The 17,945-nt window shown below is 30.2% G+C and carries 14 protein-coding genes; 2 read left to right on the forward strand and 12 right to left on the reverse strand.

All coding sequences use genetic code 11. From position 1 onward, the window contains the following. Positions 1 to 21 precede the first annotated feature (21 nt). From BD821_RS07185 to arsD, 6 genes are all read right to left on the reverse strand, one after another. Entirely contained in the window at positions 22 to 516 is a 495-nt protein-coding gene (locus BD821_RS07185; protein WP_242971474.1) for a GNAT family N-acetyltransferase, read from the reverse strand. Further along, positions 513 to 911, reverse strand: coding sequence for an arsenate reductase ArsC (locus BD821_RS07190; RefSeq protein WP_029451190.1), 399 nt, complete (start codon positions 909 to 911; stop codon positions 513 to 515). Before BD821_RS07190 ends, BD821_RS07185 begins: the two co-directional genes overlap by 4 nt. Positions 912 to 927: 16 nt before the next feature. Further along, the gene (locus BD821_RS07195) at positions 928 to 1,314 is read right to left on the reverse strand and encodes an ArsR/SmtB family transcription factor (protein WP_104409886.1); all 387 of its coding nucleotides are present in this window, start codon (positions 1,312 to 1,314) and stop codon (positions 928 to 930) included. A gap of 192 nt (positions 1,315 to 1,506) precedes the next feature. Next, positions 1,507 to 2,565 carry an ACR3 family arsenite efflux transporter gene (arsB, locus tag BD821_RS07200; protein WP_104409887.1) on the reverse strand — a complete coding sequence of 353 codons (1,059 nt, stop codon included), beginning with the start codon at positions 2,563 to 2,565 and terminating at the stop codon, positions 1,507 to 1,509. 15 nt (positions 2,566 to 2,580) lie between these two features. Beyond that, complete coding sequence (arsA, locus tag BD821_RS07205) at positions 2,581 to 4,338, reverse strand: arsenical pump-driving ATPase (protein WP_104409888.1); 1,758 nt, start codon at positions 4,336 to 4,338, stop codon at positions 2,581 to 2,583. Position 4,339: 1 nt separating this feature from the next. Further along, positions 4,340 to 4,717 (reverse strand): arsenite efflux transporter metallochaperone ArsD, encoded by a 378-nt coding sequence (gene arsD, locus BD821_RS07210; protein ID WP_104409889.1) that lies wholly within the window; start codon positions 4,715 to 4,717, stop codon positions 4,340 to 4,342. A gap of 402 nt (positions 4,718 to 5,119) precedes the next feature. On the opposite strand from arsD, the gene BD821_RS07215 reads away from it, so the two are divergent. Together BD821_RS07215 and BD821_RS07220 are read left to right on the forward strand one after the other, a co-directional pair. After that, positions 5,120 to 5,968 carry a class I SAM-dependent methyltransferase gene (locus tag BD821_RS07215; RefSeq protein ID WP_104409890.1) on the forward strand — a complete coding sequence of 283 codons (849 nt, stop codon included), beginning with the start codon at positions 5,120 to 5,122 and terminating at the stop codon, positions 5,966 to 5,968. An 83-nt stretch (positions 5,969 to 6,051) separates the two neighbouring features. After that, the gene (locus tag BD821_RS07220; RefSeq protein WP_104409891.1) at positions 6,052 to 7,698 is read left to right on the forward strand and encodes a SulP family inorganic anion transporter; all 1,647 of its coding nucleotides are present in this window, start codon (positions 6,052 to 6,054) and stop codon (positions 7,696 to 7,698) included. Positions 7,699 to 7,960: 262 nt separating this feature from the next. On the opposite strand, the gene BD821_RS07225 is transcribed toward BD821_RS07220, so the two are convergent. The 6 genes from BD821_RS07225 to BD821_RS07250 form a co-directional block, all read right to left on the reverse strand. Continuing rightward, on the reverse strand, positions 7,961 to 9,010 hold the full coding sequence (locus BD821_RS07225) for a PTS sugar transporter subunit IIC (protein WP_104409935.1): 1,050 nt from the start codon (positions 9,008 to 9,010) through the stop codon (positions 7,961 to 7,963). 140 nt (positions 9,011 to 9,150) lie between these two features. Then, positions 9,151 to 10,026, reverse strand: coding sequence for a DNA-binding domain-containing protein (locus BD821_RS07230; protein WP_104409892.1), 876 nt, complete (start codon positions 10,024 to 10,026; stop codon positions 9,151 to 9,153). A 4-nt stretch (positions 10,027 to 10,030) separates the two neighbouring features. After that, positions 10,031 to 11,353: an ATP-binding protein gene (locus BD821_RS07235; protein ID WP_169994049.1), complete on the reverse strand. Its 1,323-nt coding sequence runs from the start codon at positions 11,351 to 11,353 to the stop codon at positions 10,031 to 10,033. A 327-nt stretch (positions 11,354 to 11,680) separates the two neighbouring features. After that, complete coding sequence (locus tag BD821_RS07240) at positions 11,681 to 14,350, reverse strand: transglutaminase domain-containing protein (RefSeq protein ID WP_169994052.1); 2,670 nt, start codon at positions 14,348 to 14,350, stop codon at positions 11,681 to 11,683. Positions 14,351 to 14,356: 6 nt separating this feature from the next. Beyond that, on the reverse strand, positions 14,357 to 15,799 hold the full coding sequence (locus tag BD821_RS07245) for a leucyl aminopeptidase (RefSeq protein ID WP_104409895.1): 1,443 nt from the start codon (positions 15,797 to 15,799) through the stop codon (positions 14,357 to 14,359). A 147-nt stretch (positions 15,800 to 15,946) separates the two neighbouring features. Beyond that, positions 15,947 to 17,944, reverse strand: coding sequence for a beta-galactosidase (locus BD821_RS07250; protein WP_104409896.1), 1,998 nt, complete (start codon positions 17,942 to 17,944; stop codon positions 15,947 to 15,949). Position 17,945 lies beyond the last annotated feature (1 nt).

The raw sequence follows: 17,945 nt of genomic DNA on the forward strand, positions 1-17,945 counted from the left end.
TTAGCCCTTTATAATAAATACCTAAATTATCTTTTCATAGCAAAAGAAGTTTTCCTCTCTTCCTTGAAATCGTAGTATACCAGCATATTTGTAGCCACACTTTTCAAATAACTTTTGTGCATTTGGATTTGAAAACATGGTATCTGTCTTTAAATAATTTATGTTGTTTTCTATAGCTAAGCTTTCAGCAAACTTCATAAGCTTATAAGCATTCCCTCTTCCCCTGTATTTACAAGCAATAGCTAATCTATGTATTATGTACGCCTCCTTGTCTTTTGACCATTTTATGTCTTTATATTCTATAGGCTCATCCTTATTAATACATGCAAATCCTGAAACCCTTCCCTCTTCTTCTATTACATATAGTTCTTTATTTTCTATATCCTTTTCAAAATCCTTGCTTAAAGGATACTCATTATTCCATTGATGATTATTATTTTTATCCATATCTACAATTGTTTCCTTAACGATATCCATAATTTCATTCATGTCTAAAATAGTAGCAAGCCTAATCATTTTATCCCCCTAACCCTTTTCACTAAATCTATTACTTTTTCTTCAATTATATCTCTAACTCTTCTAAATTCATCTAAAGATTGCCCTGCAGGGTCATCTAGCCCCCAGTCTTCTTCTATTTTTGAATTTACTACTGGACATCCTTTTATGCATCCCATGGTTATTACAATATCTATATTCTCTGGTATACTTTTAAGTGTCTTTGGATATTGTGTTCTTATATCCACTCCCACCTCTTCCATAACCTTAATTGCATCAGGATTTACAGATTCCACTGGTATAGTACCTGCACTATATATATTTAAAATATCAAAGCCATACTTTTTAGCAAATCCTTCTGCCATTTGACTTCTGCAAGAGTTTCCTGTACATATAAATGCTACAATTTGTTTCATATGAAGCCTCCCAACATTATTTACAGTTACATGGGCTTTTTGAGTTTATATCACATTCCTTTAAAGTCTCACAGGTTATCCCACTTTTTCTATACTCACTTAACTTTTCTAAATCTTTATTATAAATATCTATACCTTTTAATTCATTATTAATTAATTCTTCTAAAAACTTATAATCAGTTAACATTTCTTCATTAATTTTATAATAAACCCATTGAGCCTTTTTCTCATAAGAAACTAAGTTTAACGCGCCGAGTTTATTTAAATGCCTAGATGCATTAGATTGATTTATATCTAATACATGCTCTATTTCTCCAACACACATCTCTCCATTTTTTAATACATTTAGTATTCTCATTCTATTTTCATCTGCTAGTGCTTTTAGTATTTGTATTAAATCCATTTTATTCTCCTATATGATTATTTTCTTATTAAACAATAACTTTCTTTGGTAATTACGTTATCTTTGTATAATTACGCTTTCTTAACATTAACATATTTTCTTACTATAATTACATTGTCTTAACGAAATTACATTTCTATAATATAATTCTACTTATATTATAACATTATTAACCTTTAATAATGTAGACTTCTATGCATTGTCATATTTAAAATACTTCCTTGTATTATTAGCTATTCTAACTAGAACAAGCATCACTGGAACTTCCACTAGTACTCCAACTACAGTTGCAAGTGCTGCCCCAGAATTTAATCCAAATAGTGAAATAGCTACAGCTACAGCAAGTTCAAAGAAATTGCTAGCACCTATCATTCCTGCAGGAGCTGCTATACTATGTGGTAATTTCCATGCTCTTGCCCATCCATAAGCCACTCCAAAAATCAAGAAGGTTTGTATTATTAGTGGAATTGCAATTAGAACAATATGAATTGGATTATTTAATATTGTTTCTCCTTGGAAGGAAAATAATATTATAAGTGTTAATAAAAGTCCTATTATTGTTACATTACTAAACTTTTTAATATATACATTTTCGAAATAATCTAGTCCCTTTTTCTTAACTATTATAACTCTTGATAGGTACCCTGCAAGTAGCGGTACTACAATAAACAATATAACGGATAAGAATAATGTATCATAAGGTACAGGTACATTGCTAACACCTAATAAAAATGCTACTATAGGTGCAAAAAGTACTAATAATATCAGGTCATTTATAGCCACTTGTACTAATGTATATGCCCCGTCCCCCTTAGTCAAATAACTCCAAACAAATACCATGGCAGTGCAAGGTGCTGCACCTAAAAGAATAGCTCCCGCTAAATAACTTGTAGCAAGGTCTGCTGGTATAATAGACTTGAAAACTACCTTTAAGAAAAACGAAGCAATTATATACATAGTAAATGGTTTTATAAGCCAATTAGTTACACAGGTAACAATAAGTCCTTTAGGCTTTTTAGTGGCTCTTACTATACTTGAAAAATCTATTTTAAGCATCATTGGATATATCATAAGCCATATTAATATCGCAACTGGAATAGATACCTTAGCATATTCAAATTTACTTAATGTTTCAGGTATTATAGGTATAAATTGTCCTATCATAACCCCAAGTACAATACATACAATTACCCACAAAGTTAGATATCTTTCAAAAAAACTAATGCCTGAACCACCTTTACTCTTTTCCATACTATCTCCTCTTTTCTATTTAATTAAGTTTACTAATTCTTCACCTTTTATTTCTTCACTTTTCCAGGGTATTACAACGAAGTTACCCTTTGAGATTTCATCTACTTTATTTATCCATTGTATTTCACTTGAGGCTTTGGTTTTAAGTAAGGGACTTTTAGTATTAGTCATAAATAAGCTGGAATTTATTATCCACCATTTATTTTTGATTCCAGCTCTTTTTAAATCTTTTTCAAGTCTCATAGCCTCATATACTGGGGTTGCTTCTGGAAGAGTTACAATTACAACTTCTGTTTCATCTTCATTTCTAAGCCTTGGCAATAGATTTTGAACTGAGGATGGTATATCTCCCTTTGATCTTTGTATTTCTTTATTATAGCTTTCAGTAGAATCTAATAATAATAAGGTATGTCCTGTTGGTGCAGTATCTATTACAACTACCTCTTCTTCCGCCTTTTCTACTATCTCAGCAAAGGCACGAAATACCGCTATTTCTTGGGTACATGGTGAACGTAAGTCTTCTTCTATATATTCAATATCTTCTTCACTCATAGTTTCTCTAGATTTTTTTAATACCTCTTCTTTGTATTTATTAAGTTCCTCTTTTTCATCTATATTACTTAATGTTATTCCTAAATCTTCATTTACCACAAATTTTAAATGGTGTGCTGGGTCTGTAGTTGCCAAATGAACCTTTACACCTTTTCTTGAAAGTCCAACAGCAATAACTGCCGCTAAGCTTGTCTTTCCTACCCCTCCCTTCCCCATAGTAAATATGACCCTTTTCTTTGAAATATATAAATCATCAATTAATTCTTTAAGATTTGGTATGTCTTGTCTTTTTAATTTACCTTCTTCAGTTTCTAAATAGTTTTCCTTAAGCATCAGCCTTATATTCTTGACCCCTGTCATGCTGTAAGATCTTAGTGGAATTCTATAAGTTTCCATATCCTTTAAATAATCAGGTATATTTTTTAATGCTTCTTGTTGTTTTGAATATAACTTATTTGATACATCATCATCTTTTGAGCCTTCGTCTAGCTCTAATATCCCATTTATAATCATCATTTGATTATTAACACCTAAATCTCTAAGCTCTTTTGATGCCCGCTTTGCTTCCTTAAGTGGTGAATATTCTGCTCTAGCTATTAATATTAATTTAGTTACCTCACCATCTCCTAAAGTTTCTACAGCCTGTTTATACATATCCTTTTTGCTTTCTAATCCAGATAGTTGTCCTAAACAAGAGGCTCCATGAGTACTCTCGCTAATAAAGTCACTCCATGCTGAAGGTAGTTGCAACATTCTTAAAGTATGACCTGTTGGGGCTGTATCAAAAATTATATGATCATATTGTCTTTGTATATCCTTATCTGTTATAAATGTTGAAAATTCGTTAAAAGCTGCAATTTCAACTGTACAAGAACCGGATAGCTGTTCTTCCATGTTATTTAAAACTGTTTCTGGAAGCTTTCCTCTATAAGGTGCCATTACAGATTCTTTGTACTCCCTTGCAGCCTCTTCTGGATTAAGATTCAAAACCACAAGGTTTGATACTTCTTTTATAAGCGTTCCTTTATTATCAAGGTCTATACCAAATACATCTTGAAGATTGGAAGCTGGATCTGTACTTATCAAAAGCACCTTTTTCCCTTTATCCGCTAAGCCAATAGCTGTAGCTGACGCAATAGAAGTCTTTCCAACACCGCCTTTACCTGTGAAAAACAAGTACTTAGGTAATTTTATATCATTAATATTAAATACTTTAAACATCCTAAAAGCCTTCTTTCTTTATATGTTTAGTAGACTTATCCATCCTTTGTATTTTAATTTTGTTTAAGCTTTCTTTAGTTTCTCCTGACCAATTAAAAAACTCATCATTTGTGGGATATTCTTTTACCTTAACTATTTCTCCATCCACTAAAGTTATTGGTAAAATATTTGCACCCTTATCCATTAAATATTCATTAACCTTTTTATTATCTATAAAGGCCTTAGCCTCGCTTGAAAGATTGTATCTTTTTATATCAATACCTTTTTTACCAAGTTTATTTACAATAGTTGCAACTCTTAAAAGATTCTTATCTATACTTGGTCCACAAACTCCTGTAGAACAGCACATAGCTGGATCAAAAATTTCAATTTTACTCATCTTTAAACCACTCCTTTTAATATATCTCACAGCTTACCCTAAATGAATTAACATTACTCCTTTAAGGTAAATGTAAGCTTATATGATTACATTACTATATACTCATATACTATTCGTTATTACTATATTTGTCAACTATCTAGTTAATTATTTTTAATTACTTTAACTTATATAATTACTTTTAATTAAAACTTTTTAATAACAAGAATAATAAGCGTGACATAGGGCTAATCCAATTAAAAGTTGGGTTTTATTATGATTAACATAGGTTTTCTTTATGCATTATAAATTCAATTTAATTTATATGAGATTAATTATAGGATTTAAATGAAATTTATTATATAATGTAAAAGTATATTTTCTAGCAAATAGTCAAATACTTAATATAAAGGGAGATTTTAAATGGAATGCAAAACTAATATAGATGATAAAAAAGCATCTTTGAATTCAGATGAAGAGAGTTTGAATAAATCATCTCTAGATTCAAATGAAGAGGCTTGGAACAAAGAAACTTATGATGCCTGGGTTAAAAGATTAGGCTCTCCGAAAGATGCAGCAAAAAAGATTAAAGAAAACCCAACACATAGTATATCTACACTTTACCATAAATTTGGAGACTTAAAGGGTAAAAAGGTTATGAACCTTATGGGCTCTAACGGTAATAAGGCTGTAGCTTTAGCCTTGCTTTTGGCAAATGTAACTGTGGTAGATTTTTCAAAGGGAAATAAGCGTTACGCTTTAGAACTTGCAAAAGAGGCAGGGGTTAACATTGAGTATATCTTATCAGATGTACTTAAACTTCCTGAAGATAAGATTACTTCTGATTATGATATAGTATTTGCGGAAATGGGGATACTTCACTATTTTACAGATTTAAAACCTTTTTTAAATTTAGTACATAGGCTTTTATCACCTGGTGGCATATTTATTATAAGAGACTTTCACCCAATTTCCACCAAGCTCATTAGCTCAAAAGGTTCCACAGCAAAAATTCGTAAACATAAGGTAACAGGAGATTATTTTGATACTTCACTAGAAGAAAAGTCCGTATCCTATTCTAAATATTTAAATGACACTGATGAACCCGAAAAGGTACTCCTTAGGAAATGGACCATTGGTGAAATAGTAAGTTCCGTTGCAAAGGAAGGCTTTATTATTAAAAGCTTAGATGAAGAACCTAATTTATCTTCTGAAACTTTTGATAAAGGCATTCCAAAAACCTTTATTTTAGTGGCCGAAAAAAGCTTTTAGACCCCACATTATTTTTTACCTCTAACTTTATATGGTATAATTTAAAATTGAAGGCTAAAAAATATGATTTGAGGGTGATAAATTTGTTAGTTCCAAAGTCAATTACATGTCTAAAAGGTTATACTAAAGAGCAATTTATGAAAGATTTTAGTGCAGGAATTATAGTTGCAATCATTGCACTTCCACTATCAATTGCTCTAGCCATAGCCTCTGGTGTTTCTCCTGAAAAGGGATTATATACTGCAATCATTGGTGGATTTATAGTTTCACTTCTAGGTGGTAGTAGAGTACAAATCGGTGGGCCTACAGGTGCTTTCGTAGTTATCGTGTATGGCATTGTCCAAAAATACGGAATGGATGGCCTATTAATTTCAACTATTATGGCAGGAATCTTCCTTATTCTTATGGGACTTTTAAAACTTGGTGGTCTTATAAAATATATTCCATCTTCTATAACTTCTGGCTTTACTAGTGGTATTGCCATAGTTATTCTGTCTACTCAGGTAAAAGATTTTTTGGGCCTTACTATGAGCTCAGTTCCTTCAGAGTTTTTAGCTAAGTGGACAGCCTATATTAATAGTATGAACACTATTAATATTCAAAGTTTATTCATTGCCGTTTTAACACTTCTAATAATTATTTTCTGGCCTAAAATAAGCAAAAAGATACCTGGAACCTTTGTTGCCATAATTATCGCAACAATAATTACCATGGTATTTAATTTGAAAGTTGATACTATAGGAAGTCAGTTCGGGGAGCTATCTTCTGCCTTACCAAAACTTGTAGTACCTAATGTAAGCTTTGAAATGATAAATCAGTTAATGTTGCCAGCTCTAACTATTGCAATACTTGCAGGGGTTGAGTCTCTACTATCAGCAGTAGTTGCAGATGGTATGATTGGCGGAAAACACCGTTCTAATATGGAATTAATAGCTGAAGGAGTAGCTAATATATTTTCAGGCATGTTCGGTGGAATACCTGTTACTGGAGCTATTGCAAGAACTGCAGCTAATGTTAAAAATGGAGGTAGAACTCCCGTAGCTGGAATAGTCCATTCTTTTGGTATTTTGATTATTATGCTGCTATTTATGCCTTATGTAAAGTTAATTCCAATGGCATCTTTAGCTTCTATACTAGTTCTTGTGGCCTATAACATGATGGAATGGGAAGCCTTTAAACAAATCTTCAAAGCACCTAAAGGTGATGCTTTAGTGTTTATAGTTACATTTATTTTAACTATATTCTTAGATTTAGTTGTAGCCATAGGAGTTGGCGTTGTTCTCTCTTCATTCTTATTTATGAAAAAGATGGCAGAGGTTACAGATGTTAAATACATAGTAGATGATATTAATGATAATGAAGTATCAGATGTTATAAGAAATGTGAAAACCCCAAAAGATGTTTCAATTTATGAAATTAGTGGACCTTTTTTCTTTGCTGCAGCAAATAAATTTGTAAATGCAGTAAGAGAAATGGGTACACCTCCAAAAATATTAATAGTAAAAATGGAAAGCGTGCCTTTTATAGATGCTACTGCATATCATTCACTAGAAATGTTATACGATCTTTGTGAAAAACATCATACAAAACTTATAATACTTCAAATACAAGAAGGACCTTTAAAAGTACTTGAAAATTATGGTTTTACAAAGCTTCTTGGTGAAGATAACTTTTGTAATGATATAGATGGAGCCATTGAAAGGGCTAATACTTATATTAACTGTCAGTAAATATATATAAACATATAACACTAAAAGTCCACAGCTTAACTATTTAATTAGCCTTTGCTGTGGACTCTTTTACATACTTAGTAAGGTCAGTCCATCAATCACCAATTCCGCTGACTTTATGAAGTACCTTAAATATCATTCTTTTATTTTACCTATAAAATAGCAAAAGGACTGTAATATTAATCACAGCCCTTTAATTCATTAAATAAATCTAATTCCCTTAACTCTTCTATACTTAAAGCTTTCATAAAATTTTCCTTTACTAAGCAGTTACTTTATCTTCCATGCCTAATTCATCTGTTTCTTCACTAGCTACCTTTTTACTTTTTCCATAATTTTTGAATACTGCTGAACCTAAAAGTCCTGCTATAGTTCCTCCAGCTATTGCAAATGCAATGGCTAAAATTACTTTTATAGGATCATTAAATCCAAAAGGTGCTAAAAGTCCTGGTATTGGAGATGCTGTTCCTGGTGCATTATTTATAATTTTAAAATATGCTGCTGCGAGTCCTGCAAGTCCTCCACCTAAAAAGTTTGAACAATATATTGGTATTGGATGTTTTGTTATAATATGAGCTTGTGTTAAGGGTTCTAACATAACAGCTATTACATTGCTTTTATTTCCAAGCTTTAGCTTTTTAAATATAATACCGTTTGTGAAGGAACCCCCAACACAGGCTATTGAAGCTATACCCATTGCTAAACCTTGAAGTCCTATCATTGCAGTAAGTGCCATAGAACTAAGTGGAGATGTACAAGTTATCTTCATTATTCCACCAAGTAAAAATCCCATTACATAAGGTGATTGCTGTGCTGCTGTGGATATCATTTCTCCTATGCTAATCAATGTTGAGTTTACTATTGGATCCACTCCTAAAGCTATAACTCTTGCTAAAGGTGCTATTACAAGTGCTCCAACTATGGTATCTAATCCTTCTGGAAGTTTCTTCTCTATAATTGGTGCTACAAGTCCTACTATATATCCAGCAACAAATCCTGGAAGTATTCCATATCCTCCAAGAGCCACTCCTGCTACTACTGCATATATAGGATTAACCCCCATTGCTATTGGAACTAATATAGCTGCTGCAACTCCACCCATGGAGCCTGAAGATTCTCCTACCTGTCTTAAAAAACTTAAGTTTAAAAGATCACCACTTATATACTTATGTATTGCCTCTACAAGAAAAGTTGCTACTGCTGCATTTGCAAGTCCCGACATTGCTTTATTTCCTTTTGGCGCCTTAAAACTAAAAAGTGAAAATAAAGCTAGTGTAAATAGTAACAGTCCTATACCTATTATTATATCCATCATAAAGCTCACTCCTTTAAATTTTTAATCAAAACAATTCAAATTTATTAATTATTCTGATTGTAACGCTTTACCTTCGTAAGGTTTCAAGGAGTTTCAAATTGGTATTTATAATGTGCTATATAATATTCTTATAGGTACTATTTGTTAATATAATAACGAATTCCTTGTAAAAACTTCTTTAAATTAACTTTGCCTCTTTCTTTACCCTTACCCCTTATGAAATCCATTTCCTTTTTTATTTCATCAAAGCTAAAAAGTGAAGTAGAAAACTCTGCAAAAGTCTCATTCATATAATCTTCTATTCCAAGGCTAGCAAGATTTGTCATAGCTCTAAATGCAGTTCTTCTTATTCTTTGTTCTGTAGATTTAGGCTTAGAGGATATCTTTTTGAAAAATTCATTTAAAGTTGTTCTATCTAAAATGCCATCATGTTCTATCATATATGTTAAAGCTCTTATTATATCTTCTTCTCCGCCTTCGCTTAATATTCCTATTTGCTTCATAATAACTTTAATACTATCTTCAACATTTGACATAACTTCTTCATTTTCGTCAAAGCTCTCTTTGTTATTTAATTCTGCTTCATTTATTTTAAAATTATCAACTTCAAATAAGGTTTGTATTTTATTTAACTTTTCTCTCATAACTATATCATTTATTACTCTAGACAAAACTGCTTTAACTTCCATAGCATTTATAGGTTTATTAATAAAAAATTCTATGCCACTTTCATAAGCCTTTTCTATCATATCCTTTGATGTTACTTGAGATATCATAATAAACTTTATATTGTTATATTTGCTTCGTATTTCTCTAATTACTTCTATTCCATCCTTACCTGGCATTAATAAATCAACTATAATAATTTTAGGTTTCTCTCTATCTATTAATTTAAAAATATTAGTACTATCTAAATCCTTATTTTCTATTACCTCACCTATTTTTTCATGTTCTATTATCATAGTTAATATTTTATGTATATTAAAATCATCATCTATTATAAGTATTTTCAAAAAATCACTCCTCTAGTTCAGATTGTGGGATTAAAATAATAAATTCTGTACCTTGATCCTCTATAGAAGTAAATTTAACTGTTCCTTTTAACTTTACTTCTATTATATCTTTTACAATGCTAAGTCCAAGTCCCCTATTAATACTTCCAGTTTCAAAGTTTATCCTGGTAGAAAATCCTGGACTAAATATATGTTCAGCATCCTTTTTTGAAATTCCCCTTCCATTATCTATAATCTTAAAGGCATGATATTTTTCATCTTCTCTTTCAACTATGTAATGAATTAATTCTATATTTCCATTATAACTTTTTGATAGACTACTTGAATCTATTGATATTCTTTGATCTATTGAGTCTATGGCGTTATTTATAATATTCCTAAATATAGAAATTAAATAATAATGCTTCATAGTGTTGAAGTTTTGTCCTTTTTCTATATGTAACTTTATATTTTTATCTTTAAGTGAAGGTTCCATAATTTCACCTATAAGCTCTAGAACATCATAAAACTCCATAACCTTTTCATCAACCTTATCATCAGTTATCTCTATAACCCCTCTTGATATAAGTGCTATTTGCTTTTTTATTTCATGTATATCCTTAGCTATTTCTACTGCTTCACTCTCCCACTTTGGATACTTTTTAAAGGACTTTATTTCATTATAAAATTTATAGGATTTACTCATAACTATTTCAACGTTATCCATAGTCTTTTCCATTAAATATACTTCACTTTTCATCCTTGAACTAGCCATGACAAGGTTCATATACCTATCTTTATGTTCTTTTTTCAAAAGCTTTATACTGTATCTATTCATGAGATTTAATATAATCCATATGAAAGATGATCTTAATATTGCAACTATACCTAGACCTATGTATATTTTTATACCAACTACCTCTTTTAAAAGATAAGTCCTCACCATCATTTCTGAAATGTTAGCAAAAAGGTCACAGATTATGGTATAAAAGAAAAGTTTATTCACTGTTTTTATCCTCTTATTAAATATTAAATAAAAGATAACATAACTTGTGTAAAATATAGTCTCTGGAAAGTAATTAATTAATCCTTCACTAAAATAATGAAGTACTCCTCCAGACTGCAGAAAATATATAAATGCTCTTAAAATACAGACAAATACCCCACAAAACATCCCCGTCTTTAACTTATCTTCTGTATCTTCTTCATAAAAAATTATTATTAGTATTACTATACCAAAAGATACATTAAAGTTTTCTACGAATATCCCCATATAAACCTGTGAAAATAGCGCTGCAATAGCTGCTATGAATATAATATTTTCTTTTAGCTTAAAACCTTCCTCCATAAAATCCATCCTTTTATATGTATTATATAAATATTTCGACATTTTTATCTGAAAACCTTTTATCTTTATAAAGTTATGTTACATAAATAACAACCTTAACCATGATTATATTATATTTATAATTATAAAAAAAGCATGTATTTAAAGATAAAATCTAAATACGTGCTTTTAGTGTATTTAAAGACAAAATCTTAATACATGTTTTTTTATATGATTATCCATATAAATCTTTAAGTGAAAGATGAATATAATGTTCACTGATACCTATTTTTTAAATAATTTAAATATAACACCACATAATATTCACTTCTAACTTTAAACTTTACCTTAGTTGCCTTGTATGATTTTAATAATAAGTTCTGCTGTACCTACATTATATCCACTGGTGGCATAAATTCCATTTATATACTCTTTTGAGTGTTGCACAGTTTTTAAGCCCTCAGCTATAAGTATCAATGGAAGTTTATCCGGATCTAGATACATTCTTCTAGCAATATTATTTATATTCTCTTTAGAATTATCAAAATAAGTTTTAATATTTGGTATTAGTTCATAAACCTTTTCTAAAGTTTTATTTTTAAGAGCCTTAATATCTTTTAAGATAAATATAATGTTAGCTTTTATATCATTAAAATCTTTATAGTTATTTATCATTTCATTTAATATATGCTCTGTTGGTTCCATGCCTTCTTCTATCCAAATAATAATGCACTTCTTATCCTTTACTAATTGATGAAGATTAACTATATTATCATTTTTATCTTTAATACTTAAATCATCAATTTCATAATTTTCCATCATATCTGATATTTTTATATCTCTAAGGTTTATATCTATAACCTTAGTTTCTTCAGCTCTAAGGTTAAAAGTATACTTTTTCACAAATACACCCCCATTAGGAAGCCTGTTTGAAGTTAATATTCTATAATCACCTGAATTTAAATTTATATTAATATTGTCATTACCTTTTATATTCTGATCTAAATTAAGGGTTTTATAAACTCCATTTTTTAATGTGGCTATAGATAGGTTTTGAAAGTATTTTAATTCTGATTGACTAACATTATTAATTATAACCTCTTGTGTAATTAATTTAGCCTTATCTTCTACTTTTATAAATCCGTTGTCATAATATTCTATGGCTAAATCAATTTCATTTATTCTGGCAGGTATTCCTATACTTCTACATATTGCAACAAACAAAATTTTCTTTGACATTAAGCTTCCAATCCCCGCATTAAGCAAAGCTACTGGTGTAGTATATAGTTCTTCGTATTCATATTCTTTAAGCTCTTTTATATCTTGTTTTACATAATTCCATATTTCTATAGGTTTTTTTACAAAACTTTCTTTTAAATTATTATTAAAATACTTTATTATAAACTCTCTGTAATTAGTTATGGATTCTAAATATATTCTAGGACAAAGTACATAGCTAAAATATATTTCTTTTGGATAATCTCCAGTAAATTCAACTACATTATTAATATGCCCAGTTAAAATATTAGCTTTACTATCTATATAATCTTTTTTCTTAAGGCAGCTTAATAAACTTATAGCTTCTTCAAATTTGTGGCTATTATAACTCCAGCGCAAGAATTCTAAAATTTCATTATAATTTTCCATGGAATCCAATAATATTTCTTTCATCTTAGAATTATATTTTTCTATATTATCTATTGATTTTAAAATATTTTTTGTGGTCTTTGTATATTTTTCTTCTCTTATGGTATTACATTTTGTTACCCTTTCCTTATGTTGAAGTTCCTCATCCTTAGTTATATGCGCATATACAGCCTTTTTATCACTTGGGGGAATTATATCTATATCCTGTCCATTACTTATTTTATTTCTATTTTCTAAATTTATGTATTCTTCATTTATATTTTCATTTGTTTTGTTTAAGATTTCTTTGTTGGTTTTTATTGTATCCATTTCTTCTTCACTATAAACAAATTCATTAATATTAAAAGTTATTTCATCTAAATCTTTTGTATTTACTACTTTGTACATGAACTTTTTATCTTTTACTACATGAATTACCACAGTTCCAAGTCCTATATTTATGCATACTTTTCCACTTTCATCCGTATTTAATATAGCTATATTTGCAAATTCAGAATAATTTAGTATTTGAAATGTTACTTTTGCATCCTTTATGGGCTTATTTCTAAAGTTTAGTACTTTAACAGTGATTTTCTTTGACCTGGCATAACTTCTAATATTATTTATAGTAGTTACTACCTTATTGTTTGAAATTACATCCTCATCTTTAAAATATCCAGAAAATATTCTACTATGAATTATCATAGCCCTAGAAGCTGCTGATGTAAACCATCCTTTGTCTAGAACCTTTTCTGGCTCACAAGCTCCAAGATAATGCCATTCTCCATCACACCACACTTCCACCCAGGCATGGTTATCATCACAATGGGCCCACCTTGGAGTATATATCTGCCTTGCTGGAATTCCTACACTACGAAGAGCTGTAACTGTAAATGTTGACTCTTCTCCACATCTTCCATATCCACATTTTAACAAGGTTAGTGGTGATGCTGTTCTTTCATCTGTAGACTTGTATGTTACCTTCTCTGCACACCAATAGTTAACTTCTAAAATTGCTTCCTCCATGCTTTTATTTGTCAATTTATAATTTAGCATGTCGTAAAATGTCTTTCTACAGTCTTCTATTTCTTCATTGTTTACACGATAATGAACCACATAATTTAAAAATATATCTTCAGGTATTTTATATGTCCAAGTACAAGTCTCTCTTAAAAATATTGCATGTTTAACATACTCATAAAAAAGTTCGAAATCATAACTGAAAATATCATGTACATTCATAGAAGCATATAAATATTTAATCAAAAACCGCTCCTCTTCATTGCATAATGAGATTTTATAAAGTATATCTTCTTTTTTTTCGCCACATATTTCTAACATGTCACAAAACTTAGAGTTTGCATATTCTTGAACCTCATTTGTATATACCATATACATCTACTCCTTTTCCAAAAATAAATAATACATAGATGTTAACCCAGCCCCTGTAGCCCCTTTGGATTGGTATTCATAAAGTGGAGTATCTACCCAGGCAGTACCAGCAATATCTAAATGTATCCAAGGCATATTTTCCACAAACTCTTCAATAAAAAGTCCTGCTGTTATGGTTCCACAATAGCTTTTACCCATGTTTTTAATGTCTGCTATGTTACTTTTTATCATATCACGATGTTCATCACATATAGGAAATCTCCAATATTGTTCGCCTGATTTATTGTAGGCTTCTTTAAATTCCTTGAAAAACTTATCATTATTTGTCAAAACTCCTGCTGTACTAAACCCTAGGGCATTACCCACAGATCCTGTTAATGTTGCTATGTCTATAATCTTAGAGGCACCTTCCTTTTGAATGGCATAGGTTACAGCATCCGCTAAAATAAGACGCCCTTCCGCATCTGTATTTAAAACTTCAATGGTTTTCCCTGACATTGAACCTATTACATCCCCTGGGATAAAGCTTTCTCTTGAAATTCTATTCTCCGATGCTGGTATAACTCCAACTACATTAGCCTTTACATTGTTTTTTGCTAAAGAATATATAGCTCCTGCAACTGCAGCCCCACCGGCCATATCTCCCTTTATACCTTCCATAGAATTAGAAGGTTTTAAGCAATATCCTCCAGTATCACAGGTGACTCCTTTACCTACAAGTGCAGTAATATCCTTGCTACTAGGATCAGCTAAATATCTAAGTACAATAAGTCTTGGAGGATTTCCACTGCTTTTCCCAACTGTATAAAAAGCCTCCATACCAATATCTTTAATGTAATTCTCATCGAAAACTTCTACATCCACTGCTGTATCTTCATGAATTGATGCTATTGTTTCAGCCATAATTATAGGAGTTAACATATTTGCCGGTGTATTAACTAAATCTCTTGCAAGCATAACTCCATCAGAAATATTAGTTCCAAGTCTTATTTCTTCTACTATTTTTTCCTCATTGTAGCCTTCATAACCTTGAATGAATATATTATATTTTTCTTGTTTTTTTGATGTTTTATAATTCTTTAACTCATAAAGCCCTAAGTTTATGCCAAGTACCACCTCTGTTATACATCTAACGTCATACTCTTTTAAAAACATAGAAATATCTATAGCAATATCTTCTACCTCATATTTTTTAATCTGTTTTATACTGTACGCCACAATATCTTTAATCTTATTAAAACTAAATTTTGATTTTTCACCAAGGCCTACATATAATAATGAAACGCCCCCTTCTTCAATAAAAGGAATGCTTGTCTTATACTTTTTATAAAAAACCTTATTAACTTTTTCTGGCAAATCATTTAAGTTTCTATTTGTATTTATACTTTCATCTTCATAAACAAATACAATCTTAAAATCACATTTTTTAAGTTTATCTACACTTATCATAAAATCACTCCTAGTTAATTTTAATAGTTCCCTTTATATGGGGGCACCTCTGAGGTGCTCCCATATAAAGGGAGTACCTCAGAGGTGCAGCCAATTTATGGAATAACGGTTTATGATATTTAATAATCTTTCTGCTTACTTCATAAATTAATATTCTATTGAAAACATATTATGTCCTTCTATTTTATCTACATTAAATATTATATAACCATCAGTGTTTGTGAAATCTATAGGTTTTAACTCAGGTACCATTTTTACTGCCTTAACCTGTTTTTCTCCAACATATAATTTAAACTCTAAATTATAAAGTGGAATAACATCTTCTATTGTATAGATATCTTCTGAACGTTTCTCTGTTATATAGTGTAGGACATGAAGTATGTCTCTATTATAGTCTGCTTGTCTATTTATAGCTGTAATAACTGTAGAGGGTCCGTTATGATTAACAAGCTTGTGATCTAAAAGCATTTCTATAGCATCTTTTATAATTGACTTGCACCATCTAGCACAATTTTTTCGATATATCTTAAATATAGGATGTGCAAAATATATGACATTTCCTTTTCTAGTAGCTGCTGGATATCCAATTTTTCCTGAAGAGGGGGTATGTTGATGTGAGCAAAAGGTCTTACCCTCTCTATTAAAATAAGGTTCTATAGAATTCATTAAAACTTTTGCGTCATTAACCTTAGTTTTAGCTCCTCTTAAATACATAACATATTCTTCTTTATATAAATCTTTTCCTATAACATCATTAGGTAAAATAAAATCTCTATAATACTCTGACTCACCTTCATAAGAAATTCCATATAGACTACTATCTTTATTTTTATCATCTATTAAAGACTTATTAGTTCCAATTACTTTACCACCATTTTTAATATATTCTAAAAGCTTTGACTCTAGTGTAGACATAAACTTTATATCATCTGGCAATATAATAAGTTTATATTTTTCAAAATCAAATTTACTATCTATAATCTCAAATTGATAGGATAATTCTTGAAGCATCCTTACTGTTCCTATTAAAGCATTTGGAATGCCAAGGTCATGATCTTTAAAAGAGTAAAATTCTTCAGGGGTTAGTACTGCTATTTCTGATACTGGCTTTGCACCTATGCAATAATCTTCCTTTTCTTTTACCTTTTCATAAACAGAACCTATTAAATCATAAGCTGCTTTAGACATCTTTCCACTAGGATGAAGCTGATCTCCTATAGAACATCCAGCCCCTAATGCCAGCATATTAAAACACTCAAATTCTAACGCTGCCTTATTTTTTAGAGAATGAAAGTCTCCCCAATAAGTGTGAAACTTTCCTGTCATACCTATTATGTCTTTCCCTAAATTTCTAGCATACCTAACCGTTGCTGGAAAATGATCATAGCCCCAACCACCACTAGGCAAAGATTCTAATTCTAAATGAGTATATTCATCTAAGGACTTTTTAGAATTTGGTCCTATATGAGAGCTATTATAAAATATACTTGCCTTTGGAGCTCTAGAATTTATAAATTCAGTGATTTCCTTTTTAAATTCATCTAACATCACTATAGAATACTCAATTCTACTATCCTTAACCTTTGAATCAAAACCTAAAGCTTCCATCTTTTCTACACAACGTTTACAATTACAATCTACTTTAAAAAGTATATCCATAAAAAATCCATCTATATTCTCTACACCTACAACATCTATAATATCTTGAAGGTGGCTTTTAAAGTATTGTCTATAGTCACTATTTAAACAAATAGTATAATAAAAATGTGGCTCTTCAACTCCTTGGCTATTAATAAACTCACCATTTTCATCTATAGCTAGCCACTCTTTATGTGTTCTTGCAATATATCCATCCCACTGAACAGTTGTATAAATAGGCACTTTAATATCATTTTTATGACAAGCTTCAATTTGCTCTAATAATAAATTATGATTAGTTAAATTCGGATGTATAAGCTCCGGTGTATTTTTAGAAGGGTAATATAACCACCCATGATGACATCTTGCAAAACAAGTAATCGAATTTACGTTTGCCTTTTTTAAAGTAGCTACAAACTCCTCTTTTTTAAAATCCTTAGCCACATCTTCTATATATTCACTGCTATGAAAATCTAAATGGACTTGTCTATACCTTAATTCATTCATA

It is taken from the genome of Clostridium algidicarnis DSM 15099 (assembly GCF_002934235.1).
Taxonomy (GTDB): domain Bacteria; phylum Bacillota; class Clostridia; order Clostridiales; family Clostridiaceae; genus Clostridium_L; species Clostridium_L algidicarnis.